This window comes from Hyalangium minutum (assembly GCF_000737315.1).
GTDB lineage: Bacteria > Myxococcota > Myxococcia > Myxococcales > Myxococcaceae > Hyalangium > Hyalangium minutum.
In genome coordinates, this window is sequence record NZ_JMCB01000024.1 from 58,720 (window position 1) to 83,299 (window position 24,580).

General features: G+C 68.5%; 23 protein-coding genes. 18 read left to right on the top strand and 5 right to left on the bottom strand.

Annotated elements, in window-relative coordinates:
* The first annotated feature begins 22 nt into the window (after nucleotides 1-22).
* The 5 genes from DB31_RS39725 (at nucleotide 23) to DB31_RS39745 (ending at nucleotide 8,075) form a co-directional block, all read left to right on the top strand.
* Nucleotides 23-871 (top strand): 1-acyl-sn-glycerol-3-phosphate acyltransferase, encoded by an 849-nt coding sequence (locus DB31_RS39725; RefSeq protein WP_044198161.1) that lies wholly within the window; start codon nucleotides 23-25, stop codon nucleotides 869-871.
* Nucleotides 868-1,803, top strand: coding sequence for an SDR family oxidoreductase (locus DB31_RS39730; RefSeq protein WP_044198164.1), 936 nt, complete (start codon nucleotides 868-870; stop codon nucleotides 1,801-1,803). Before DB31_RS39725 ends, DB31_RS39730 begins: the two co-directional genes overlap by 4 nt.
* Nucleotides 1,804-1,869: 66 nt before the next feature.
* On the top strand, nucleotides 1,870-4,002 hold the full coding sequence (locus DB31_RS39735; protein WP_044198166.1) for a hypothetical protein: 2,133 nt from the start codon (nucleotides 1,870-1,872) through the stop codon (nucleotides 4,000-4,002).
* Nucleotides 3,990-5,453, top strand: a complete 1,464-nt coding sequence (locus tag DB31_RS39740) for a M48 family metallopeptidase (RefSeq protein ID WP_044198168.1) — start codon at nucleotides 3,990-3,992, stop codon at nucleotides 5,451-5,453. The genes DB31_RS39735 and DB31_RS39740 overlap by 13 nt, the downstream gene beginning before the upstream one ends.
* An 84-nt stretch (nucleotides 5,454-5,537) precedes the next feature.
* Nucleotides 5,538-8,075, top strand: a complete 2,538-nt coding sequence (locus DB31_RS39745; protein ID WP_044198172.1) for a hypothetical protein — start codon at nucleotides 5,538-5,540, stop codon at nucleotides 8,073-8,075.
* Here DB31_RS39745 and DB31_RS39750 read toward each other — a convergent pair whose 3' ends face one another.
* The gene (locus tag DB31_RS39750; protein WP_044198175.1) at nucleotides 8,076-8,894 is read right to left on the bottom strand and encodes a pseudouridine synthase; all 819 of its coding nucleotides are present in this window, start codon (nucleotides 8,892-8,894) and stop codon (nucleotides 8,076-8,078) included.
* 217 nt (nucleotides 8,895-9,111) lie between these two features.
* Between DB31_RS39750 and DB31_RS39755 the strand changes: the two genes are divergently transcribed.
* From DB31_RS39755 to DB31_RS39775, 5 genes are all read left to right on the top strand, one after another.
* Nucleotides 9,112-9,498 carry a hypothetical protein gene (locus tag DB31_RS39755; protein WP_052420621.1) on the top strand — a complete coding sequence of 129 codons (387 nt, stop codon included), beginning with the start codon at nucleotides 9,112-9,114 and terminating at the stop codon, nucleotides 9,496-9,498.
* 11 nt (nucleotides 9,499-9,509) lie between these two features.
* Nucleotides 9,510-9,992, top strand: coding sequence for a phage holin family protein (locus DB31_RS39760; RefSeq protein ID WP_083969175.1), 483 nt, complete (start codon nucleotides 9,510-9,512; stop codon nucleotides 9,990-9,992).
* The gene (locus DB31_RS39765) at nucleotides 9,989-10,726 is read left to right on the top strand and encodes a hypothetical protein (RefSeq protein ID WP_044198178.1); all 738 of its coding nucleotides are present in this window, start codon (nucleotides 9,989-9,991) and stop codon (nucleotides 10,724-10,726) included. Before DB31_RS39760 ends, DB31_RS39765 begins: the two co-directional genes overlap by 4 nt.
* A gap of 92 nt (nucleotides 10,727-10,818) precedes the next feature.
* Nucleotides 10,819-12,060: a threonine/serine exporter family protein gene (locus tag DB31_RS39770; RefSeq protein ID WP_044198325.1), complete on the top strand. Its 1,242-nt coding sequence runs from the start codon at nucleotides 10,819-10,821 to the stop codon at nucleotides 12,058-12,060.
* A 110-nt stretch (nucleotides 12,061-12,170) separates the two neighbouring features.
* A complete protein-coding gene (locus DB31_RS39775; protein WP_044198181.1) occupies nucleotides 12,171-13,322 on the top strand; it encodes an alpha/beta fold hydrolase in 1,152 nt (383 codons plus the stop codon).
* Here DB31_RS39775 and DB31_RS47365 read toward each other — a convergent pair.
* A complete protein-coding gene (locus DB31_RS47365; protein WP_075306461.1) occupies nucleotides 13,273-13,737 on the bottom strand; it encodes a MarR family winged helix-turn-helix transcriptional regulator in 465 nt (154 codons plus the stop codon). The genes DB31_RS39775 and DB31_RS47365 overlap by 50 nt on opposite strands.
* A gap of 129 nt (nucleotides 13,738-13,866) precedes the next feature.
* On the opposite strand from DB31_RS47365, the gene DB31_RS47370 reads away from it, so the two are divergent.
* Together DB31_RS47370 and DB31_RS39785 are read left to right on the top strand one after the other, a co-directional pair.
* Entirely contained in the window at nucleotides 13,867-14,073 is a 207-nt protein-coding gene (locus DB31_RS47370; protein WP_075306463.1) for a hypothetical protein, read from the top strand.
* An 86-nt stretch (nucleotides 14,074-14,159) separates the two neighbouring features.
* The gene (locus tag DB31_RS39785; protein WP_044198186.1) at nucleotides 14,160-15,170 is read left to right on the top strand and encodes a methyltransferase; all 1,011 of its coding nucleotides are present in this window, start codon (nucleotides 14,160-14,162) and stop codon (nucleotides 15,168-15,170) included.
* Here the strand turns inward: DB31_RS39785 and DB31_RS39790 are convergent, their stop codons facing one another.
* Complete coding sequence (locus tag DB31_RS39790; protein WP_044198188.1) at nucleotides 15,171-16,133, bottom strand: LysR family transcriptional regulator; 963 nt, start codon at nucleotides 16,131-16,133, stop codon at nucleotides 15,171-15,173.
* Nucleotides 16,134-16,231: 98 nt separating this feature from the next.
* On the opposite strand from DB31_RS39790, the gene DB31_RS39795 reads away from it, so the two are divergent.
* Complete coding sequence (locus DB31_RS39795; RefSeq protein WP_044198190.1) at nucleotides 16,232-17,470, top strand: MFS transporter; 1,239 nt, start codon at nucleotides 16,232-16,234, stop codon at nucleotides 17,468-17,470.
* 32 nt (nucleotides 17,471-17,502) lie between these two features.
* A complete protein-coding gene (locus DB31_RS39800; protein ID WP_044198192.1) occupies nucleotides 17,503-18,027 on the top strand; it encodes a DinB family protein in 525 nt (174 codons plus the stop codon).
* A 20-nt stretch (nucleotides 18,028-18,047) separates the two neighbouring features.
* Here the strand turns inward: DB31_RS39800 and DB31_RS51395 are convergent, their stop codons facing one another.
* Complete coding sequence (locus DB31_RS51395) at nucleotides 18,048-18,176, bottom strand: hypothetical protein (RefSeq protein ID WP_276203688.1); 129 nt, start codon at nucleotides 18,174-18,176, stop codon at nucleotides 18,048-18,050.
* A gap of 546 nt (nucleotides 18,177-18,722) precedes the next feature.
* On the opposite strand from DB31_RS51395, the gene DB31_RS39805 reads away from it, so the two are divergent.
* Nucleotides 18,723-20,150, top strand: coding sequence for a serine/threonine protein kinase (locus tag DB31_RS39805; RefSeq protein WP_044198194.1), 1,428 nt, complete (start codon nucleotides 18,723-18,725; stop codon nucleotides 20,148-20,150).
* Between the two features lie 339 nt (nucleotides 20,151-20,489).
* A complete protein-coding gene (locus DB31_RS39810; protein WP_044198196.1) occupies nucleotides 20,490-21,044 on the top strand; it encodes a dihydrofolate reductase family protein in 555 nt (184 codons plus the stop codon).
* A 24-nt stretch (nucleotides 21,045-21,068) separates the two neighbouring features.
* Here DB31_RS39810 and DB31_RS39815 read toward each other — a convergent pair whose 3' ends face one another.
* On the bottom strand, nucleotides 21,069-22,232 hold the full coding sequence (locus tag DB31_RS39815; protein WP_157232393.1) for a hypothetical protein: 1,164 nt from the start codon (nucleotides 22,230-22,232) through the stop codon (nucleotides 21,069-21,071).
* 218 nt (nucleotides 22,233-22,450) lie between these two features.
* Here DB31_RS39815 and DB31_RS39820 point away from each other — a divergent pair, with 218 nt between their 5' ends.
* Nucleotides 22,451-23,374, top strand: a complete 924-nt coding sequence (locus DB31_RS39820) for a hypothetical protein (protein WP_044198199.1) — start codon at nucleotides 22,451-22,453, stop codon at nucleotides 23,372-23,374.
* 82 nt (nucleotides 23,375-23,456) lie between these two features.
* Nucleotides 23,457-24,572: a hypothetical protein gene (locus DB31_RS39825; RefSeq protein WP_044198202.1), complete on the top strand. Its 1,116-nt coding sequence runs from the start codon at nucleotides 23,457-23,459 to the stop codon at nucleotides 24,570-24,572.
* Nucleotides 24,573-24,580: the final 8 nt, after the last annotated feature.

The following is a 24,580-nucleotide window of genomic DNA, read 5'->3' on the forward strand; positions in this document are numbered from 1 at the left end:
CGAGCGCCCGCAGGCTTGGCCGATGAGCGAGCAAGCGCAGGTTCTGGCGTGCTACGGTGCCCGCGTGGCGCGCGAAGAGTCCATTGCGGAGCGGGTCGACCGGCTCGAGCTGCCGTTCAACGAGTTCGGCGTCGACCCGTATGGCATCTCCAAGAAACATCTCACCCTGGCGGCGTCGGCGCTCGCCGTGCTGTACCGGTACTACTTCCGGGTGCGGTGCTACGGCATCGAGCACGTGCCGCCGCGCGGCCGGGCGATGATCGTCGGCAACCACTCGGGCGGCTACGCCATCGACGGGGCCATGCTCCTCACCTCGTTGCTGCTGGAGATGGAGCCGCCCCGGCTCGGCCAGGGCATGGCGGAGAAGTTCCTCAACCGCTTCCCCGTTGCCTCCCTGTGGACCAGCCGCACCGGCCAGTTCACCGGCCTGCCCGAGCACGCCCTGCGCCTGCTCGAGGACGATCGCCTCCTCATGGTCTTCCCCGAAGGCTCACGCGGCACCGCCAAGCTCTACCGCGAGCGCTACTCACTGGTGGACTTCGGCACCGGCTTCATGCGCCTGGCCTTGCAGACGCGCACCCCCATCGTCCCCACCGCCATCCTCGGCGGCGGCACGGCCGTTCCCACGGTGGCCAACCTCTACGCGCTGGGGCGCCTGATAGGCATGCCCTACGTCCCCGTCACCCCCTACCTGCTGCCCCTGCCTCTGCCCGCGCCCATGGAGCTGCACTACGGCGAGCCGCTCACCTTCTCCGGCACCGGAGACGAGGACGATGACGTCATCAGCGGCTACGTGGAGCAGGTGAAGGCCCGCGTGGCCGAGCTCATCGAGCGCGGGCGCGAGCTGCGCCACCGGAGGCGGACGCAATGAAGGTCCTCATCCTCGGTATCGCGGGAGGCATCGCCCGAAAGCTGGCCACGCGGCTGCTCGACTCCGGGCACGAAGTGCTGGGCATCGACGTGCGCCCCTGGTCCAGCGTCCCCAAGGGCATCGAGTTCCACCAGGTGGACGTGCGCAAGCGCGCCGCGGAGGACGTCTTCCGCCGCCGACGCCCGGACGCCGTCATCCACATGGCCACCGTCACCGCCCTCACCGTGAGTGGCGGCGAGCGCGGCCGCATCAACCTGGATGGCACGAAGGCCGTCTTCGATCACTGCCGGGACTACGGTGTGAAGCAGGTGCTCTTCGTCGGCCGCCATACCTTCTATGGCGCCGCGCCGGACTCGCCGCTCTACCACTCCGAGGACGAGCCCCCTCGCGCCCTGGAGAAGGTGCCCGAGCTGGCCGACCTCGTCGCCGCTGACCTCTACGCGGCCACCGCGCTCTGGCGCATGCCCGAGATGACCACCGCCGTGCTGCGCCTCGTCTACACGCTGGGTGCTCCCGGCACCGGGACGCTCGCGAGCTTCTTGCGCGGCAAGCGGGTGCCCATGGTGCTCGGGTACGATCCGCTCTTCCACGTCCTCCAGGAGGAGGATGTCGTCACCGCGCTCCAGCTCGCGCTGGAGAAGCGCCTGCGCGGCATCTTCAATGTGGCGGGTCCTCCGCCCATCCCCTTCTCCGTCATTATCCGGGAGACAGGCCGCACACCGGTGCCGCTGCCCGGCCCGTTGCTCGCACGGCTCGTGGGCCGGTTCGGGCTGCCTCGCACCTCGCAGGGCGCGCTGGCCCACATCCAGTATCCCATCGTCGTGGACAACCGCCGCTTCCGTGAGGCCACCGGCTTCCGCTACGCCTTCGACGAAGGCCGGATTCTCCGCATCTTCCGCGAGGCCTCTCCGCCTCCCGGCTCGGCAAGGTGAGTCACACTGGGAGTGCGGCTGGAGCCCCTTGGCAGACCTTGGCCGTCGCGGCGAAGATCGCGCGCCATGATTATCCAGGACCCGGCGGGCCTCCTGCAGCGCATCCCGGAGCTGAAGCCTCTGTGCGAGGACCCCGGTGTGCGCCGCGCGGTGGAGCGCGGTGACCCGTTCCGGCTCTACCGCACGCTGCGCTGGGCCCGGTGGATGGGGCGGCTGCGCTCGCACCGCGAGGTCATCGACATCCTGCTCCGCCATCGGCGGCTCTTCGCGCGCCCCCTCAAGAGCAACCCCATGCTGGGCACCGTGAATGGCTTCGGGGCCTCGCTGCTCGGCAGCGCGGAGAAGGATGAGCAAGACGGCACGTGCATCGCCACCCACTGTGTCGTCGCGCTCTTCGCCATCCCCCTGCTGCCCTTGGGTGCCTATGTGGTGCGCCCCGGCCAGGGCAGCGGCGCCTTCAACCGCTCGTGGACACTCTTCGCCCGTGTGCCGCTGGGCCCGCTGCCCTGGCTCTGGAGCCGGGCCCTGGCGCTCGGGGTGATGGCGCTGGTGGTGCTCGGCGCGGCGCAGGCCTTCCAAGCCTCGCGCTACCAGGATGTCCGGCTGATCAACGGCTTCCCTCAGCCCGTCAGCGTGGAGCTCGGAGGCAAGAAGGCCGTCGTCCCGGCGAGCGGGATGACCCTCCTCCCCCAGGTCCCCACCGGCCACCAGAAGGGCCGCGCGGCGACCCAGGACGGCGTCGAGATCGACACGGTCGAGCTGGAGGTGGCCTCGGGCTTCGATGTGCTCGCCTGGAACATCGCGGGCGCGACACCCGTGTTCCTGGAGACCGTCGTCTACGGACCGGACTCGAAGAACAACGCACCGACGGGCTATGAGCCGCAGCTCTACTGCGGCCAAAAGGTCCTCACGCTCCGCGATGTGGACCACGTCTTCAGCGAGCCGCCCTCGTCGCTGCGCCTCTCCGAGTCCCAGCGCTACGCCACCCGCTCCCACGTCGGCATCCTGCCGCAGGACCTCAGCGGCCCGCCCGTGTGCCTCAGCCTGCTCATAGCGCAGGACCGCTACGCCGAGGCCGTGCCGCTCCTCGAGCTGTACGCTCGCCTGGCGGGCTGGGAGCGAGGGTCCGCCACCCGCGCCATTGCCATCGCCCTGATGCACAGCCCCGAGGAGGCGGTGCGGATTGCCAAGCTGGCGCTCGCGGTTCATCCAGAGGACGCCGAACTGCACCGCATCTACCAGTGGGCGGCGGAGCGCATGGGCCAGCATGAGGCCCTGGTCCAGGAGTACCGCGCCCGCGCCGAGGCTCAGCCGGACTCCGCGACCGCCCAGTACCTCTCCGTGCGGCTCCAGCGGGGTTCCGAGGGCACCGCCGCCATGGAGCAGCTCGCGCAGCGCTTCCCCCAGGAGCCGCTCATTCTCAGAGCGGTCGTCTACAGCCGCTGGCGTACCGGGGACTGGAAGGGCACGGCAAAGGCCTGGGAGACTCTGCGGGGACTCGACACCGAGGGTGCCGCCACCCTGGCCGAAGCCGAGGCCACGGCGCTGGTGGCCCAGGGACGGCGCGCCGAGGCGCTGGCGCAGCTGAAGAAGCTCTTCGCGGAGGCGGACCCAAGCAGCCGCGCCGAGGCCGCCGAGGTCTACGCGCGGGTCGCCCACGGTGAGAAGGGCGTCGACCCCGAGGAGCTCATCGCGGTGCTCGAGGCGGAGGGGGGTCAGCAGGAGGAGGAGTCATCGAAGCGGTGGGAGCTCCGCGCGCGAGCGGGGCTGATCCCCGAGGACGCACCCGACATGCCGATGCTGCGCTTCATGTCCTCCGTAGGCCGCGATCCCAAGGCGGCCGTGGACATGGCCCCCCAGTTGAAACCCGCGCTGCTCCGAGCGCTCGGTGGAGCGGGCTGGGCGTTGGCCTACGGCGAAGCGGTGCGCACCGGCGCGACGGAGCCCGAGCAGGCCCTGGCCAAGGCGTACCTGCTGGAGCCACACAGCCTGGAGGTGTTCCGCCAGTTCGTGCGCGGAGAGAGCGTCTCCCTCGAAGCGGCCGAGCTGACACCGGAGTTTCGCGCCGCAGCCTATCTCGTGCGCTCACGCAACACGGCCCTGCCCTCGGAGGAGCGGCGGCGCTTGGTGGAACTGGCCCGGCGCGATGATCTGCTCCACAGTCCTGTCAGCGAGGCGATCGCATCATGGGCACCGTGACTTCTCCGAGCACTCCGCGGCGGGCGCTGCTGACGCTCGTGCTCTGGGCCGGCTTCTGGATATTGGGGCTCGCGGTGGTCGCCGCGCTCGCGTGGGTGCCCATCGCCGAGAGCCTCTACTCGGGCGGACTGGGGTGGGCGGGCATCTTCTCCGCCGCGGGCGCGCTCACCGTGCTCTGGGCGCTGCGGCCCCGCTGGTCGTTCCAGAAGCATCAGCAGGACGACGTGGAGTACCTGTCCCCGGAGCGCTTCCCCGCCCTGCACGCGCTGGTCGAGGACGTGGCCAAGCGCGTGGGCTCGCGGGTGCCGCGCAAGGTGTACCTGGCGGATCAGACCACCGCCTTCATCACCATGCAGCGGCGCTGGCTCGGCCTGCGGCGCGAGGCCATCGTCGGGGTGGGCTTCCCGCTGTTCGCCATCCTCTCGCGCGAGGAGCTGGCCGCCGTGCTCGCGCACGAGTTCGGCCACCACACGGGCGGAGACCTGACGCTCGGCCCGTGGGTGTACCGCACGCGATCCGCCATCGCCTCGGCGGTGGACACGCTGGAGGACTCGGCCTTCTTCCTGGACGTACCCTTCCGCCTCTACGGCCAGATGTTCCTCCGGGTGTCGGGCGCCGTGTCCCGACAGCAGGAGCTGGCCGCGGACGCCCTGTCGGCCAAGACGTGCGGGGCCGACGCCGCCGCTCGCGCGCTCCACAAGGTGCACGTGCTGGCGCCGCTGTGGAGCGCCTACCTGCACCACGACGTCATCCCGATCATCGAGAAGAGCGTGCGCGTCCCCTTGCTGGACGGATTCAAGACCTTCCTCCAGGAGAAGACCTGGCGCGCGGAGATCACCCATGACATCGAGGAGGAACTCCGCCGCCCGCCGTCACCCTGGGACTCGCACCCTCCCTTCGAGGAGCGGCTGAGCTCGCTGGGCCACGAGGGCCCCCGCGAGGGAGAGCCCCTGCCGCTCCAGGAGTTCGAGGCCGGAGGCTGCATCGATCTGCTCGGGGGCGCAGCCGCCGCGGAGGAGGTCTTCTACGAGCAGAAGACGCGCGGCAGCTTGGTCCACCTGAAGTGGGAGGAGCTGGGCGAGAAGATCCTCCTACCGGAGATCTCCAAGCACCTCACGGGTGGTGCGCTGGATCCACGCCGCACGCCGCTGACCTCCCTGCCGGAGCTGCTGCGCGAGGGCTCCACGCTCTGGGACCGGGTGCGGCCCCCGGGGCTGGACATCCTCTCTCCCGAGGCGAAGCGCCTGCGTGCCCGTCAGGTGCTGGTGCAGTGGCTGGCCGCGGCGTTGGTCGAGCGCGGCTTCGTGGCGGAGCTCCGTCCGGGCATGCACCTGCGGCTTCAGCACGAGGGCCACTTCGTGGAGCCCGCCTCCGTGGTGGACTGGCTCTCCAAGGGCGTGTGGACGGACGAGCAGTACCGCACCTGGAGCAGCCTCATCGAGCAGCTCTGAGGCCGGAGTGGGCTGGCGGACACGGTCCCCCACGGGCAGACTCGCGTCCACTTCGGATCCACCCCGCCTGCTCGGAGCTGAGCCATGTCCACCTCCACCCGAGAAGCCCTCCCCGAGCCCCTGACGGGCACGCCCTCGTTCCTCCTGTTCGGCGCGTGGGAGGCGGGAGGCGCGACATACGAGGTCGCCAGCCGCAGCCGGCTCGACACGCGCCAGGTCATCCCCTACTTCGAGCACGCGGGCCAGCTGCACGTGGGTGTGCTCCAGCGCCGCCGTGCCTCCCGGGCGGTGCGCGGAGCCCCCTTGGTGGGGCTGGAGCCCGTGGGCATCGACTTCGCGGGCGTGGACGAGACCGGGGACATCCTCGAGTACGGCCGATCCGTCTTCAACGCGCGCACCCACGTCACCTTGGACGAGCGGCGCCTCAAGATTCCCCTGCCCACCTACGCGCGCTCCATCGGCTACCTCACCGAGCTGGCACTGCCCCTCTTCGTCGCAGTGAACCCACCTCTGTCAGCGGACATTGACGTGGAGTGGGATGGCGCGCGCCACCGTCTCCTCTTCCGCCCCGTGCAGGCGCTCCTCCAGGAGCTGGAGTCCGGCGCCCATGCCCACAGTGAGGACCTCGTCCTGCTGCTGCGCGGCCTCGTGGGACCGAAGGCTGCTTCCCGGAGCGCTCCTGCGGAGGACTCTCCCGGCGCCCAGGCCCTGCTGTCACGCGCGGACGAGCGCGTCTGGGATGCGGCCCGGCTCGCACACTTCGCTGAGCGAGGGCTCGATGCGGAGACAGCCGCCGGGTTCCGGAGACGAGGATCTCCCACGGGCGCGGACCTGCGCTTCCTCCGCGCTCACCGCGTCCACCTGGATGGCCAGTGGTGGGAAGTCGTCACGCCTGGCACGGGCCAGTCCGTCGTGGTCCTCCCCTTCGTGCGCCACGGCGGCGAGACGTACTTCCTGCTCTGGTCCGAGATCCGCCCCGCCGTGCTGGAGCGTCGCCTGCTCCAGCCGCTGTACGACGTGCCCATCCACCCCCGCTACGGGAACGCCACGGGCTTCTTCCTCTCCGAGACCGAGGCCCGGGCGCTGGAGTCCAACACGGCACTCCCGGGGCTGGTGGAGCGGAGGCTGAGCGCGGCGCTTGGCCAGCCCGTGGGCGTGCGCTCGCTCCAGCGGCTCGGGCCCGGCGCGGAACCCGCCCCCACCGTGAGCAGCGAGGTGCGCCATCGCGTCGCCTGTGAGCTGGACGTGTCGCGGCTCCAGGAGCTGCCGGAGGATGTGTTCCTCATCCGTGCCCCCGAGCTGGCGCGCGCGGTGGCCGAGGGCCGGGTGCGCGATCCGATCATCGTCTCCGGGCTGCTCTCGATGGGCGGGGAGCTGGGCCTGGACCCCTTCCGCGAAGCCCGCACCGCACCGGTGGAGGCCCGGAACGCATTCCTCGAGACGATGACGCACGGCTCGACGGTGCAGCGGCGCCTGCAGAGCTACTCCTCCATCGAACAGGAGCAGCTCGAGGCTCCCACCTACGCGCGGCTGATGACGCTGCTGCAGCACGAGTACGGCGTGCGCGTGGCCTATCCGCAGAACGAGGCGGACCGATCCTTCTTCAAGGCCGCCTTCCGCGTCTTCATGGCCGCCGATCGCGGCGAGAACCGGGCGCTCCAGGGGCTGCACTGGTCCCATGACGCGTTCCACTTCTCGCTGGGCAACTACACGCTCCCCGGCCCCGTGGACTTCGAGCGCTGGTATGTGGAGGGCGAGCCCATCCCGCCCACTCCACCGGCCGAGGGCCCCGTGTGGGAGCAGTACGCCCGCGCGCTGAAGGCCGCAGAAGACGAGGCCACCTTCTTCAGCTTCTGGACGCTGTACCACGAGAAGTTCTCGCTGAGCCGGTACGTGAGCTCGCTCACCTACTACGCGGCGCTGCGGGACATGGGCATCACGGATCGCCCGACGAGCCGGGCCATCTTCGACGCGGTGACGAGCCGCGCGGAGATCCCACCCGAGGTGGAGCGCAACGAGGTGTACCGGAGCCGCAAGGAGGTGCGGGATCTCTTCGAGTACATGCGCGGCTTCCGCGACTACCACCTGAAGGACATCAAAGAGGCCTGGAAGTACGCCACGCGCGACATCTACCGGGGCTCCTTCCTGCGCTTCAGGCTCTATTCAGGAGACGCCGACTCGTACGTGCGCGGCGTGAAGGCCTTCCAGTCCCGGCTGGACGCATACCCACCGGGCCTCAACCCGCTGCTCGCCCAGTGCGCGGACGTCCGCGTGGCGCTGGCGCTGCGTGTGTTCGATGGCACCAAGGCGCTGCGCCTGGTCCGCAAGGCCCTGGGGGGCGCGGGCGAGACCCACCGGCAGCGCCGGAGTGACTTCCTGCACAGCGTGGCCGAGCCTTACTTCACGGAGCTGGAGGCGCAGCAACGCGCACTGGAGGCGCTCCGGGCCCGGCTGACAAACGCGGAGATGGTGCCGCTCAACGAGCGGCTCCACGCGGACATCCAGGCCCTGGCCGCCACAGTGGAAGCGCTGCGCGGCCGGCTCTGGGATCAGGTGGCTCAGACGGGCCTGCTCTCCGCCGAGGCCGTCGCCGCCGAGCGCGTCCGCGAGCTGCCGCGCTGATCAGCGCCCGTTCCCTCCGGGCGTGGAGTCCTTGCTGAACCCGAGCCCCTCGGACACCTCGGGGACACTCAGCTGGCGCCACGCTCCCAGGGGCACATCCAGCGCCACGCTCCCCACCGCCTCGCGGTGCAGGGCCTTCACCGGGTGCCCCACCGCCGCGAGCATGCGCTTCACCTGGTGGTGACGGCCCTCGGTGAGCACCAGCTCCACCCGCTCCGGCCCGAGCAGCCGCGCTCCGGCGGGGCGCGTGGGCCCGTCATCCAGCACCAGTCCCTCTCGGAGCCGCCGAAGGGCCTCCTCCGAGGGCCGCCCCGCCACCTCCGCCACGTAGCGCTTGGGCAAGTGCGTCTCCGGGGAAGTGCCGTGCTGCACCACCTGCTCGTCATTGGTGAAGAGCAGAAGGCCCGTGGTGTCGCGGTCCAACCTGCCGATGGCGTACCACTCGAAGCCCTGCAGCTCCGCGGGCAGAACGGCGCGCAGCCGGTCGAACACCGTCCCCACGCCCTCAGGATCCGTCCCCGCGACGATGACTCCTGCGGGCTTGTGGAACATCAGCACGAGCAACGGAGCATCCAGGCTCCGCACCTGCCCATCCACGCGGACCTCCACCTCCGGGTGCACCGGCGCGAAGGGCTCCCGCTCCACCCGGCCGCCCACCTCCACCCGGCCGTCCCGGATCGCCCGCTCCGCCTCGACGCGAGGCATCACGCCCGCCCGGCCGAGCGCACGCGCCAGCCAGTCTGCCCTCCCTGCAGGAGGAGGCGCGCCTTGGCGCAGCCGTGCCGCCTCCAGCCATCGCGGTGTCTTCTTCCGAGCCAAGGTCTTCCTCGTCTCCCCCCATTTATTCCCCTTGGAGGGCTCGCGTACACCTCCAGCTTTCATTCCCTCGGCGGCGCCTTCGTTCTCTGCCGCCTGCTCCGCGGCCAGTGCGCCGCTCAAAGCAGGCAGGGTCATTGCCGTGCCTAGCTTTCCCTCATGTGCGCCGTGCATGCGGCCGGAAGCCGCCCGGCGGCAGGCGTCATTCACAGGAGGAAACATGGCCAGCGTCATCGAGGGCAGTGGAATCCAGGACTCGAGCTTCGTGAACACGAAGGGCACGAAGGAGCAGGGGAAGCGCCTCGCCGGCGTCACCCGAGAGCGCGTCTACCAGCAGGTGGACAGCAAGAAGGGCGAAGTCCTCCAGCGCCTCCACGGGCTGGCTGACACGCTTCAAGGCGCGGGCAAGGAAGGCAACCTCGGCGCTGCCCAGTCCCTGGTGGACAGCGCCGCCCAGGTCATCCACCGCGTGTCCGACCGGCTGGAGCGAGGCTCCACCGAGGAGCTGGTACGAGACGCACAGGCACAGATCCGCCAGCGCCCAGGCGTCTTCATCGCGGGCTGCCTGGCAATCGGTTTCCTCGCGGGCCGGTTCTTGAAGATCTGAGGGAGCCCACCATGCAACCTCCTTATGACGGTGGATCGGAACTCCCGGGCTTCCAAGGCTCGCGTCCTCGGAGCACGGCGGGCCAGGAGCCCTCACGCCCCATCAAGGAGCTCGTCTCCGAGTTCCTCGAGCAGGGACGCCGCCTGGTGCGCGCGGAGGTGACGCTCGCGCGGGCCGAGGTGAAGGACGAGCTCAAGAAGACCTCCGCAGGCGCCGGACTGGCGGCGGGCGGCGGCGTGGTGGTGCTCCTCGGGGCCATCACCTTCGTTGCCTTCCTCGTCATCGCCCTGGCGTACGCGATGCCGCTGTGGCTGTCGGCGCTGCTGGTGGCGGTGTTGTTGCTGGCGGGAGGCGCGGGCCTCACCTGGCTCGGCCTGGAGCGGCTGAAGACGGTTCACGGCCCCACGAAGACCATTCAAACCCTGAAGGAGGACGGCCAATGGGCGAGCAGGACCATGCACTCCATGAAGTCGCAGCGGCACGGGCACGCATGAGCGAGCTCGCCGATGAGCTGGCGCACCATGCTCGGCCCGAGCACATGAAGGAGCTCGCTGCGGGGAAGGTGGGCGAGTGGAAAGAGCGTGCCAAGGAGGCGGTGATGCACAGGACCCAGGAAGTGAAGGACAAGGTAGACACCCCGCGCGGCTGGAGCCTCCTGGGCGCCCTGATTGGAGCAGGCGTGGGCGGCATCCTCATGAAGAAGGCGTTTGCGATGCGCGAGGAGCGACCCATCGGCGTGCACGGAGGCACTCCCGCCGCGGGCGTGAGCGGTGACATCAGCGCCATGGGGGGCGACATGCCCATCGGGACCATCACGCACACCGACGTAAACCTGAAGGAGCGGGCCTCGGACGTGGTGCAGACGGTGAAGGGCCGGACGAGTGACTGGTTCGACCGGGCAGTGGAGAACCAACCGCTGATGCTGGCCCTGGGCACCATGGCGCTGGGCGTGCTCGCTTCGCTGATCATCCCCGTGTCCTTCCGCGAGCGCCAGCTCATCGAGCCGGCCAAGCGCAAGGCGCAGGAGGGGCTCGCCTCCATGGGCATGGGCAGTTCGGGCACGGGCAGCTCGTACCAAGGCGACATCGGGGCCATGCGCAGTTCGACGCTGGGCGCCATGGACCGCTCCGAGGACCTGATGGGGGCCGAGCGTCCGGGCTTGGATGGCTCAGGCTCGCGCATCCCACCGCCACCGCCGCTGGATGACGTGTCGACGAAGATTCACTGAGAGCCGCTCATAGGCTCCAGGGACCACCGCGTGCGGGGCCAATCGCCCTTGAGGAGTTTGACTCGCCTCGAGGGCTCTGCCATGTGCGGCGCGTGCTCCCGCCCGAACACCCCTCCGCGTTTCGCGAGCCACCTCCTGGCCCGGTGGTGGCGTTCATCCTGAGGCTGGGCCAGGCCCTCCACCAATACGGTACGCCGGCCCACCGCCTGGAGGATCAGCTCCACCAGGTGTCGGAGCGCTTTGGCGTGGCCGCTCGCTTCTTCTCCACGCCCACGTCCATCTTCGCCTCGTTCGGCCCGCCCGAGGCGCTCCAGACCGGACTCATCCGGGTGGAGCCCGGACAGATGGACCTGGAGCGGCTGACGCTGCTGGATGGGCTCGCGCATGAGGTCATCCAAGGGAAGATCACCCCCGAGCAGGGCGCCGAGCGGGTGGAGTTCATCCTCCGAGCGCCGCCTCGCTATGGGCGCGCCATCACGCTGCTCTGCTGGATGCTGGCGGCGGGCGCGGCGGCGCGGCTGTTCGGTGGGGGCCTGCGAGAGATTGGCGTGGCGGGGCTGAGCAGCCTCGCCATCGGCGTGCTGGATCAGCTCACGGATCGCAGCCCTCGGGCGGCGCGGGTGCTGGAGCCGGTGGCTGCGGTGCTGGCTTCGGCCCTGGCCGTCACGGCGGCGAGCGTCCTGGGCCCGCTGTCCGTCCAGGTGGCCACGCTGTCGGGGCTCATTGTCCTGCTACCGGGGCTCGGGCTGACGGTGGCCATCAACGAACTGGCCTCGCGCCACCTCATCTCCGGCGCCTCCCGGCTCACGGCCGCGGCGCTCGTGTTCCTCCAGCTCATCTTCGGCGTCGCGCTGGGGCAACGGCTGGCCGAGGTACTGCCGCTGCCACCGCTCGCCCCACCTCCCGCGCCGCTGCCGTTCTGGACGGTGGGGGTCTCCCTGGTGGTGGTGGCGCTCGCGGTGAACGTGCTCTTCCGGGCGCGTCCCGCGGACATCGTGTGGATCGTGGCGGCGGGAGCCCTGGCCTTCGGTGGGGCGCGGCTCGGAGCCCGAGGGTTGGGCGCGGAGCTGGGAGCCTTCGTGGGGGCGCTGCTGCTCGGCATGGCGAGCAACGCGCTGGCCCGGGTGCGCAACAGGCCGTCCGTCGTCACCATCGTCCCCGGGATGATGCTGCTGGTGCCGGGGAGCTTGGGCTTCCGCAGCCTGGAGTCTCTGCTGGCACGAGACGTCGTCGCCGGCGTAGGTACGGCCTTCTCCATGCTGCTGGTGGCAGTGGCCATCGCCGCGGGCCTGCTCTTCGCCAACGCGCTGGTGCCCTCGCGCCGGGTGCTCTGAAAGCTATTTCCGAGGAGCTGCCCAACGTGCGGCTCGACAGCGATGCCTTGAATTACCTGCATATGCAGGTATATTGACGGGCCTGCCGTTCCTTCCCCAGGAGCCTTCGTATGAAGCGCCGTGACCTGTTCCTCGGAGTGAGCGTTCTGCTGCTGGGTTGCGCATCGGCACGGCCTCCCGTGACAGAGCCCACCGCAGCCATCTCGACGGCGGCGCCGTTCAGCGCCACCTCCGAGCTGGCCGTGCAACAAGGCGATGCGGTCTTCGCCAACCATCGGCTCCACAATGGGATGACGCTGCCGGAACTCCGCATCCACTACGCGACGGCCGGAACTCCGCGCCGGGACGCAACCGGTGCCGTGACCAACGCGGTGTTGCTCCTGCATTGGACGGGTTCGAGCGGCGAGGTGCTTCGGAGCAAGCCATTCGTCGACGCGCTGTTCGCCCCAGGCAAGCCGCTCGACGCGACGAAGTACTACCTCATCTTCCCGGACAGCCTCGGGCATGGGCGCTCCACCAAGCCCAGTGACGGCCTCCGAGCCCGGTTCCCCGCCTACGGCTACCGGGACATCGTCGAACTCCAGCACCGGCTCGTCACGGAGACGCTCGGCATCCCTCGCCTCCACGCCATCGTGGGCCTCTCCATGGGCGGGATGAACGCCTGGCTCTGGAGCGAGCTGTACCCGGACGATGTGGAGGCGGTGATGCCCATCGTCTCGCTGCCCACGCGCGTCTCGGGCCGCAACCTCCTCTGGCGCCGCTTCGTCACCCATCAGATCCGCAATGACCCGGACTGGAGAGGGGGCGACTACACGGCTCCGCCTCGCGGCTGGTGTGAGGCGTTTCCTGTCTTCCGCATGCTGCTCGACGGAGTGCCCCACCTCCAGGAGACGATCCCCCATGCGGCTGCGGCGGATGCCTTCGTTCAGGAGGCCATCACCCAAGCGGCCCGAATGGATGCGAACGACATCCTGTACTCGCTTGAGTCGTCGGCCGACTATGACCCGGAGCCCGCCCTCAGGGACATCAAGGCCAAGGTCTTCGCGCTCAACTTCTCGGATGACGAGTTCAACCCTGTCTCGCTGGGCACGCTGGAGCGCCTCATGCCGCGCGTGAAGCGAGGGCGCTTCGTGATCCAACCTGGACACGGAGGCTCGTACGGCCACTTCACGCAAGCCCACCCCGAGCAGTGGGCACGGCATGTCGCGGACTTCATGGCTTACGTCGAGGAATCCCCCCAGACGGCAGTTCAGAACGAGTGACCTTGGACATCAACGCCCGCAGCGCCGCGGCCTCGTCGCTGCCGAACACCCGCTCGAATTCCGCTTGGGCACGAAGCCAGAGCGCCCGAGCACGCCGATGAGCGGCCTTCCCCTCCGGCGTCAACGCCACGACACGCATGCGACGATCCTTGCCGACCTGCAGGACGACGAGTCCGTCCTTCAACAGCGGCCGGAGGTTGTGCGTGAGCGTCGACGGATCCATGACGAGCTGTTCCGCGAGCTCGTTCACCGTCTTGGGACCGTGTTGATGGACGCGCTGAAGAATCGAGTACTGCGTCGTCCGGATGCCGCTCGGCAGGAGTGTCTGATCATAGAACTGGGTGATGTGGCGCGAGGCCTGCCTCAGCGCCAGGCAGGTGCACACGGTCGGAGTGAGGTCTTCGTCTCGAGGCATCGCCCATCCGGACGGAGCGAGGGATCATGGCCGCTCCACTGCTGAGTGTAACCGTTCGCGGCCGGTCGACGGTGCCGGTGAGATCAGCGATACTGCGGGTGCACCCGGTACACCAACGCGAGGCAGCCCATGGCCGTAGCCAAGAAGCAGACCGCGAAGAAGTCCGCCAGCAAGAAGACGGCGGCCAAGAAGTCCACCGCGAAGAAGGCGGCGGCCAAGAAGCCCACCGCGAAGAAGGCGGCGGCCAAGAACTCGGCGGCGAAGAGCACCAGCTCCGAAAAGGGGCTCTTCTGCAAACACGGGAACATCGCCAGCGCTTGCCTGCGGTGCAAATAGCCCCGGAGAAGCCGCCCCTCCTGGGAGCCGCGTTTCAATAGGACTACTCTGCGTGCGTACCCTCTGCACTCCGTGAGAACGCACGCATGTCCTCGACTGCTCCCCACCCGGCTCAACTCATTGTCGATCTCGGCTTTGGCTTCATCCTCTCGGGCGCGCTCGCTGCGGTAACCGAGCTGGGCGTCGCGGACCGACTGGCGCAAGGTCCCAAGAGCCCGTCCGTCCTTGCCGAGGAGCTGAAAGTCGATGCCTCCTCGCTGTACCGGGCGCTCCGCCTGCTGGCCAGCGCGGGCGTATTCACCGAAGACACCGAAGGACGCTTCGGCCTCACGCCCGCCGCGGAGCTGCTGCAGTCCCAGGTGCCCGGCTCGCTGCGCGACGCGGTGCTGATGCTCACCCAGAAGATCTTCTGGGCCCCGGCAGGCGAGATGGCGGAGACCATCCGGACGGGAGAGACGCCCTTTGCTCGCATCTTCGGCAAGCCGTTCTTCGACTACCTCGCGAGCGACGCAGCCGCCGGAGCCACCTTCCACCGCGGCATGTCCAGCCTCTCCGACATGGAGAATGGCCCCATCGCGCGCAGCTATGACTTCAGCCCCTTCCACCAGGTGGTGGACATCGGCGGAGGACACGGAGGGTTCCTCGTCGAGGTGCTCCAATCCGCACCCAAGCTCCGGGGCGTGCTCTTCGATCACAGCCACGTCCTCTCGGAGTCGAGGATCGCCAAGGCGGGACTGTCGCAGTCCTGCGAGCACGCCACCGGGGACTTCTTCGAGGCCGTGCCCTCGGGTGCGGATGTCTACGTGTTGAAGCGCATTCTCCACGACTGGAACGATGAGGACTGCGTCCGCATCCTGCGCAACTGCCGCAGCGCCATGGCCCAGGGAGGGCGAGTCCTCGTCATCGACACGGTCATCCCCCCGGGCAATGCGCCCCATGGCGGCAAGGTGCTGGACGTCATGATGATGGCCTCGCTGCCAGGCCGCGAGCGCACGGAGGCGGACTTCCGCAAGCTCTTCGCTCAGGCGGGACTCCAGCTCTCGCGCATCCTTCCCACGCCCACGGCGATGAGCATCACCGAGGCCATTGCGGCGTGATCAAGCACGGCTCCCCGCGGCCTGCGTTACCTTGCGCACCGCTTCGATGAAGCGGCGCAGCTTCGCGGGGTAGATGGGCGCCTGGGGAAAGGCCACGAAGACCGGCAGCGGTGCGGCACGCCACTCGGGAGCGAGCTGCACCAGGCTGCCTTCGGCCAGCTCGCTGCTCACCACCCAGGCCGAAATCACACACGCCCCGAGCCCGAGAAGCGCCGCGTTCTTCATCGCGTGCAGGTTGTCGGTGCTCAGGCGCGGCGCGATGGAGAACTCCTGCGTGCGCTTGTCACGGAGGTGCGTCATGGCCACCGTCGTGCGGTAGAAGGTGCGGAGCGCGAGCCAGGGCAGGCCGCCGAGCTCGCTTGGCTCCCTCGGGACGCTGCTCCCCTGCAGCAGGGAAGGCGCGGCGACCGCGATCCGCTCCACCTCCGACAGCTTGACGGCCACCAACCCGAGGTCCGTCACCTCCCCCACCCGGATCACACAGTCGATGCCTTGCGCCACCAGGTTCTGGACCTCGTCGTTCAGTATCCATTCCACCGACACGCGCGGGTAACGACGCAGGTAGTCCACCACGGCGCCGATGAAGTGCTGCTGACCCAGGGCATGCGGCGCGACGACGCGCAAGGTGCCGGAGGGCTCCTCCCCTCCACCGTGCATGTCGGACTCGAACGCCTGCCACGCCTCCAGCAGCTCGCGCGCCCGCGCGAAGCAGCGCTGGCCCTCTTCCGTCAGCACCAATGCGCGCGTGGACCGGTTCAGCAGCCGGGCCCCCAAGCTGCGCTCCAGCGCCTGCAGGCGCCGGCTGATTGTCGGCTGCGTGGAGCCCAGTTGCTCCGCCGCGGCCGACAGGCTGCCGGCTTCGACGATGCGCACGAAGGTCTCCAGCAGCGAGAGGCGGTCCACACCGGCCGCGAGTCCGGAGGCGGCGGCCGCTGGCTGCTTGCGTGAAGTCGAGCGATTCATACGTACAGCGTATATCTGTTGTCCGGCCCATGGCAGTTCTCAAAGGAAGGCCCCGAGGGAACACTGTGCCTCAGCGAATCCGAGCCCGGAGTCTTCCTATGGAAAGCATTCACGAGACGTATCGTCCCTCGCCCCTGCCGGGTGCCATGGCACTCAGCGCCCCCGCTCGCGAGCAGAGCGAACCGGGGCTGCCGCTGGTCCTGCTGCTGGCACTCTCGGCCGGGCTGGCCGTGGCCTCGCTGTACTACACGCAACCGATGCTGGCCGTGCTGTCCGAAGACCTGCACGCGTCCACTCGCGCCGTGGGCATGCTCCCGATGCTCACACAGCTCGGCTACGCCCTCGGAATCCTGCTGCTGTCCCCCCTCGGCGATCGCCTGGACCGCCGCCGCGTCATCGTGGCCAAGGCCCTCGTGCTGGGTGTGGCGCTGCTGCTCGCCGCCGCCGCGCCTTCGATCCATGTGCTGCTGCTCGCCAGCCTGGCCATCGGCCTGAGCGCCACCCTGGCGCAGGACATCGTCCCCGCCGCCGCCACGCTCGCGCCCGAGGCCCATCGCGGCCGGGTGGTGGGCACCGTGATGACCGGCCTGCTCCTGGGCATCCTGCTCTCGCGGGTGATCAGCGGCTTCACTGCGGAGCACTTCGGCTGGCGCACGATGTTCTTGTTCGCTGCTGCGGGCATCGCGGCGATCGCCGCCGCCGCCTGGAAGGCACTCCCCCGCTTCAAGCCCACCAGCCACCTGAGCTACGGGGCGCTGCTGCGCTCGGTGGGCCACCTGTGGAAGGCCCACCGCGACGTGCGCCATGCCGCGATCGCGCAAGGGCTGTTGTCCGTCGGCTTCAGCGCGTTCTGGTCCACGCTGGCGGTCCTGCTGCACGCGGAGCCCTTCCACCTTGGGAGCACCGCCGCCGGGGCCTTTGGCCTGGCTGGAGCCGCGGGCGCTTTTGCCGCGCCCCTGGCGGGTGGCCTGGCCGACCGTCACGGTGCCCGCATCGTGACCCGCGTCGGCGCGGTGCTCGCGCTGGTCTCCTTCGCCCTGCTGGGCTTTTGGCCCTGGCTGGTTCCCAGCGCCCGCCTGGTGTTGCTGGCCATCACCGCCATCGGCTTCGACCTCGGCTTCCAGGTGACGCTGATCGCGCACCAGAGCATCGTCTACTCCGTCGATCCCGCTGCCCGGAGCCGGCTCAACGCCCTGCTCATCGTGGGCATGTTCATCGGGATGTCGGTAGGCGCCGCGTTGGGTGGGTTGCTGCTCGCGCAGTGGGGTTGGCTCGCGGTGGCGGCATTGGCCACCAGCGCCTCGGGGCTGGCGCTGATCATCCGCTTCCGGGCATAGCCAGGCTCTCTCCCATTCACTAGGGTCATCCAATGGCCGATGAAGCCCGTAGTTACTTGATGCGGCAGTTCGAGACGGCGTGGGAGCTCACCCGGTACCACCTCGACGGGCTCTCCACCGAGGAGTGCTTGTGGCGCCCGGCCACTCGGGGTCTGCACGTGCAGCAGCTACCGGATGGGAAGTGGCGCGCCGACTGGCCGGAGCACGAGGGATATGACCTTGGCCCTCCGAGCATCGCGTGGCTGACGTGGCACCTCGGCTTCTGGTGGTCCATGGTGCTCGACCACTCCTTCGGCGACGGAAAACTCTCCCGCGAGAACGTCCTATGGCCTGGCAACGCCGACGCCGTCCGCGAGTGGATCGGCCAGCTCAAGGGACAGTGGCAAGGCGCCCTCGAGAAGCTCTCGGACGAGGACCTGCGCTCGACCCAGCGGACGCGATGGCCTCTCCAGGATCGGCCGTTCGGTGACGTCGTCGCCTGGGCCAATGTCGAGCTCACGAAGAACGCCGCCGAGCTCGGCTATGCACGCTTCCTCCATGCCGTCAGCGCCCGCTGAGGCTGCCGCGCGCAACGCGCTCACGGTTTGGGAGGGCGTCTCTTCCGGCGGTTGCGGATCCAGCTGACCCCCACCACGAGCAGCGAGAGCACGGTTCCCAGCGCCAACGCGTAGGGAATCTGCGCCAGCCGCTCTGATCGGTCGTGCACGGCTTGCCTTGCTTCCTGTCCTTGTAACAGCCTCGGGCATTGGCAGGCGGCATGTCCGCCTGAGCCCGCGAGCAGCCGAGCCACGCAATGAGGAAGAGCGCCAGCCGCCCCGTACCGATTCTCATCGGCATGGAGCCTACCAGGCGCTGGCGCCCGTGCTTTTACCCCGCGGAAACGAGACTTTTGGCCGCGCGCGGCACCGCGCCTCGGCGGCACGCGCCTGGACCGCCTCTTCGGTTCGATGCGCCGCCTTCAGCAGCACCGCCGCGCGCATAGTGGACTCCGATGGCTTCCCCAAGCCGCAGCCCTTCTCGTTCGAAGCGCCCAGCACGCTGGAGTTCTACAGCGGCTCTTCGCTGAACAGCGCTGACGGGATGGCGAGCGGCAGCGTCGAGCCCCAGTAACACCTCTGGCGCCAAGGCCCGAGCCTTGGCCGCTCCGCGAGCCTCGGGCCCGAGCGCCAGAAGCTGAAGCTTCTGACGACGTATGAGGTAGGATCTCCCGAGGAGGAGGAGTCAGGTCTCCTCCTTCTCGGTGAGGCTCCTCATGAAACGCGCGTCACACCCCACGGGTCTTCTCTTCGGTCCTCCCCTGGGCACCCGGGTGCACGCATGGCGGCTGGTGGACTGCCTCCGCCATGGCGCCTATGGGGTGGTCTACCGCGCCGTCCGCATTGGCCAGGAGTCCGCGGAGCCCGTAGCGCTCAAGATGGCCATGTACCCGTGGGATCCGCGCTTCATGCGGGAGGTGGGGCTGCTGTCGCTCGTCCACCACCCAAGCACGCCCCGGCTACTCGGCCATGGCTTCTGGCAGCACCCGTCGGGCGCGTTCTTTCCCTTCATCGTCATGCAATGGGTGGAAGGCACGCCGCTATACGAGTGGGCGCGCGAGCAACAGCCCACGAGCCTGCGGGTGCGCCAGGTGCTGGCGCAGTTGGCACGGGCGCTCGAGGCAACGCATGCCGCCGGTGCGGTGCACCGGGACGTCAAGGGCGACAACGTGCTGATGCGGCACTCAGATGGCCGGGCGGTGCTGCTGGACTTTGGCGCTGGGAACTACCCCTGTGCCGCGAGGCTGACGTGGGAGCTGCTGCCACCGGGGACACCCCCCTACCGGGCTCCCGAAGCGTGGCTATTCGAGCGCCGCTCCGAGCACGTCCAGGATGCCCACTATGTGGCCGGACCTGCGGATGATGTGTACGCGCTGGGAGTGACGGCCTATCGGCTCGTCACCGGAGAGCATCCCTTCCACGCGAGGCTCCGGCAGGATGACGCGGGAGCCTGGCATGTGGAGGAGAACCCTCTGCCCTCGCCGCGAGAGCTCAACCTGAGAGTGGATTCCCGGCTCAGCGATTTGATCCTCCGCATGCTCTCGGTGTCACCAGAGGAGCGTGGCACCGCCAGAGAACTCGCCGAGGCGTTGGAAACTTCGGCGGCGCGTCTGGCTCAGGAAGAAAGAGACGCCCGGCCCTGCTCCGAATCCCCTGCCCCCACCGAACCACCGCAAGCCGATCCAGAACGCTTGCAGCCTCAAGTGGAGGCGAGGAACTGGAAGGCCAGGAGCGCATGGGCGCTCGCGGGAGCCCTGCTGGCGCTCTGGGCATTGAAGGCAGTGCACGCGCCACACAACAGTGCCTCCATGAAGGAGCCAGTCACTGGAGGCACCACCCATCTCGGAGAGGCTGCTTCGAAGGAAACGCCGCCACCGGTCCAGAGCTCCTTCCAGCGGGAGACCATCAGCCAAGAGCCACCTCCAGAACCCTATCCAGGACAGCTCACACCGAATGCGAAAGGCCGCTGCCCTGAACCCAAGCAGATCCCCCTCAATGGAGGCTGCTGGGGGGAGGTCAACACGAAGGATGCCGAGGAGTGCGAGAAGAACGGCTGGGTCCTAACCAAGGGCCGCTGCTACGCTCCAGCCATGGACACGCGCCGGAAACCTCCGCCCACATCCGCGCCCCCGGACTTTCGGTGACCATCGCGCGATGTAGAGGCGGCGGGAATCGAACCTGCCGCCTCCATCGCGGGTCTGCTGTAGCTTGCTCTCATAGGCCCCGATCCCACAAGCAGGCAGGGGCTCCACGGGGGCCCGTGGGAGGCGAACGGTAGCGTGTGCCCTGGCGAGGTGTGGCTGGAATGCGGAGTGCTGGCGCACGGCTTCGCGCGGGTGCGCTGCGCGTCCTCGCGCAGCCGGGCGGGATGATCGATTCGATGGTGTCGAGTTTCTGCGCGCCGATACCCACCGGGGATGGGGCATTGCGTCGATGGCTCGGGCTGCTGCGCGCTGGGCGCGCTTTTTGTAGAATCCCACGCCATGAGCCTCCTCACCTTCGGTCTCAACGTGACTTTGGACGGGTGCATCGATCACACCCAGGGGATCGTGGACGACGAGCTGCACGACTATTGGACGCAGCTCATGGATCAGAGCGGGGCGATGCTCTTCGGGCGCAACACCTACGAGCTGATGGAGGGAGCCTGGCCCGCGGTGGCACGCGACGAAAAGGCGCCGCGCGCGATGCGCGAGTGGGCACAGAAGCTTGAGGCGAAGGCGAAGTACGTCGTGTCGGGCTCGCGGAGCGACTTTCCGTGGCAGAACACGATCAAGGTGGAGGGTGACCTTCGCGAGGCGATCTCGGCGCTGAAAGCGAAGACCGAGCGGGGTGTCCTCGTCGGAGCGCCCAAGCTCGCGGCTGCGCTCGAGGAGTTGGGGCTCATCGACGAGTACCGCTTCGTCGTTCATCCCATCATCAGTGGCCGCGGGCCGACGTTGTTTCATGGCCTGTCGAGTGCGCGGCATCTCGAGCTCCTATCGACGCAGCGGTTCAAGTCCGGCGTGCAGGCGCTCCACTTCCGTCGCAAAGCGGGATGAGCGTGGAAGGACCCGACTTGAACATCAATCGGAGATGGCAGCCTCGCCGGGCTTGGGACGCAGCTCCGTAAGGACAGGGACAAGCTGGTTCTCCTTCACCTCGCAGGTGGCCTGGGCCGGAGAGACATGCCAAACCGGCGAGAGCGTGACCGCGCGCCCGAACCGGAGCGGGCTGGTGCCCACCATGAGCTCCTGCTTCTTGCCCCCATCGCTGTCGCTGTAGATGACCGTCAGCCCGCCCGACTTCCCAGGGAGCTGGATCTTCAGGCGCGCGACCTTGCCCTCGCGCACGACTTCGACGGGCAGCGGCTCCTGGGGATTCCCGTACGCTGGGAACACCTGGCCATCAGCGATGCGGATGCCCCACTGGCGGAGCCCGGTCTGCTCTTCCTCATCCGCCTCATCACCGCAGAGCTTGAAGGAAGTCGGGGCCCAGCCGGACAGCCAGAGTTCCACGTGGTCATCCGCGAGCCACTTCTCCCCCGGCCCCGCCCAGGTGTCGTCCATCACTTCCACCAGGAGCACGTTCTCGTGGGTGAGCACGGCGCGGATCCGGGCGTCCTCTTTCCCCTGCGCCTTCCCGAGCAGGACGAAGGAGCCGTCCACCGAGCAGCGCCCGAGCGACATGCGCTTCCATCCCTCGCTGAGGAAGTTCGCGGGCACCTGGACTCTGGGAACGAGCTGCGCCTCCAGGGCCTGGCAGCCGTCAGACTCCTTGGTCGAGCGGCCCTCGAAGGTGATGTAGTTGAAGCGCCCCTCCTGGCCCTCGTGCGACAGGACGTCGTAGCTGTATTGTCGGCCGCTGGCCCACGTCAGGGGCACCAGCTGCAACTCCACCACGCTCGCCCCCCGCACGCGGGTGCCGCCCGCGTCCGTGTAGCTGAAGCGATTCTTTTGCACGCTCACGTCGTCCTCCATGACGCTGTTGGGATCGTCGCCGCAGGTGCCGAGCAGCTTGACCACGGACTTGTCGGGCCTGCGCAGCCACCACTCCTTCTGCTCGCACTTGTAGCGTTCGTCGTCCTCGGCCCCCCCCTGTCCCAGCGACAGCTCGACCACCTCGTGGCCCTTGAGCACGCGCTGGGTGCCCTTCACGATGCAGTCGGGGCGGTCTCCACAGACGTCCTTCGCCCCCTTCGCCATGGCTGGCACTGCCAGCAACAGCCCGAGCACTACGGTTCGTCTCATCAGGTGCACTTGCGTCACGGGGTCTCCTCCAAACTCAGGCAGCAACCGCTCCCCACGCGGGCGCGGTGACACACACGAGGCACAGCAGCCACATTCGAGGTGCCCTCTGGAGCGGCGAGGGGTGAGCGATCATCGTGAATCGGCAATGTAGCAAGGACTGTACCAGGAGCATTCCACCTGCATTGACAGGTGCAGCGCAGTGATCATCCACTCAGCCCATGCTCAAGACCGACTCCGAATACCAGTCCTGCATCCAAAGCTCCGAACGCGTGTCGTGGAAGCTCGACGAAGTGCTCCCCAAGGACACCGTCCTCGACTTCAGCCGGCGCATCCTCTCGGACGCACTGACAGGAACGGAAGCCATCAGCTGCCTGAGCGCGGAAGAGAAGCTGATGCTCAATCAGATCCGCTCCAACAGCTATGCCCACCTGTTCCTGTTCCTGGAGGAGTATGCCGTGGCGCTGTCGGCGACTCGCGCCAACCTCGAGCTCCACGGGAACTCGATCCACATGCGCGCGCTCCTGCGCTTCACCGAGGAGGAGCTCAAGCACCAGCACCTCTTCGCCCGGTACACCACTGCGTTCGCTCGCGGGTTCAAGGTCGCCCCCGCCCTCCTCGACAACCATGTACAGGTGGCCAAGGCCATCATGGCGAAGTCGAACCTCAGCGTGCTGATCTTCAACCTCCACATGGAGCTCATGACGCAGCAGCACTACGTGGAGACCATCCGCAACAATGAGCGAGAGCAGCTTGATCCGCTGTTCTGCAACATGCTCAAGCACCACTGGCTCGAAGAGGCGCAGCACACCCGCCTCGACTTCCTGGAGGCCCAGAAGATCCTCGCTCAGGCGCCCGAGACGCTGGAGGCGGCCATGACCGAGTACGCCGAGCTGCTCCAGGCGCTCCGGGCCACCTTGAACGCCCAGCTCGAGCTGGATCTGCAGACCTTCGAGAAGGCCGCGGGGCGTACGTTCACGGAGGCCGAGCGGAAGGAGATCTCCGTAGCTCAAGAGCGCTCATACGTCTGGTCCTTCATCGGCATGGGGATGAAGGCCCCTCTCTACCTCTCCCGCCTGCGGGCGCTCTCCCCGCTCGCCGAGCAGCGCGTCCTCGAGCTCGCCCCTCAGTACTACTGCAACTGAGCGCCGGGCTCGCTCATGCGAGGTCACCGCCGACTGCCAGGTGTGGCATTCTCCCCTCCGGCTCAATCCCCCGGAGGCACCCATGCCTGGCAGAACGAACTTCTCTCGGATCCCCCTGCGCCCAGCCGCGCTGAGCTGGCTCCTCACGTCAGCCCTGATGGGCTGTGGCGGGCCCGAGCTCGAGCAAAGCGCGGAGGCCCCCAAGGCCGTGCAGTCCTTCGCCCTCAGCTATCCGGATGGCGCCTCCAAGACCGTCACCTCGCGACGCGTCGTCTACAAGGATGCCTCCGGCACCTACCGGTCGGCTCCGGGCTTCGAGGCATTCCGAGCCGTGGGGGCAGCGGACGGTGATCTCTACCCCGTCCGTATCTCGGAGGTGGATGTGCCCTCCGTGCGCAACGCCTTGGTGGTGATGTCCGCCGGGCAGAAGATATCGAGCAGCGGCCACACCAGCGGGCTGACGGGACAGGCTTCCAACTGGGATGCATCCTGCGGCGACGTCTCCTGCCCGAACGTCACGCTCGATGGGCGCTCGCTGGCCATGAAGCTGCGCGCCCTGGGCTGGCTGCCTCCGGCCACCACGTGGATGGCGGTGGTGAACGACAACAACTTCGATCACCTCTCCGACAGCGGCACAAAGCAGCAACTGTTGGATGGCTTCGTCCGCTGGCTCGAGGAGCAGGTCCGGCCCGAGACGCGCACCATCTACCTGGCAGGCAGCTCCCGCGGCGGCTGCCTGGTGATGCGCATGGCTCAGGCGCTGCGCAACAACCCAAGCCTCGATGGGATCGATCTCTACGTGTCCTCCTTCGACGGGGTCTGCAAGTACACCCAGGGAGAGTTGGGCACCTTCGGAACGAAGATCAACAACCCGGTGCGCCCGTGGGGTACCGCCTACGGCGGTTGGGCCACGGACCTGTCCGCGCAGTTCCCCCGCAAGGGGCGGCTCCACATCTTCCACATCGCCGGAGGCGAAGAGGTGGCGCCACTCACGGGGATTCGTGCCTTCTCGGCGTACTCGGGCACGCCGCCCTCGACAGGCACGGGGCTCGACTGGGGCTGGTACAAGCAGACCTGGGTCCAGTGGAAGCACAAGGAGATCGGTAATCCCTACACGGAGCCCTCCAGCTCGAATCAGCCGCGCGTGATTTCGGAGACGCTGGATGCACAGCTGACGTGGCTCGACAGCTTCCTATGAGCACCCCG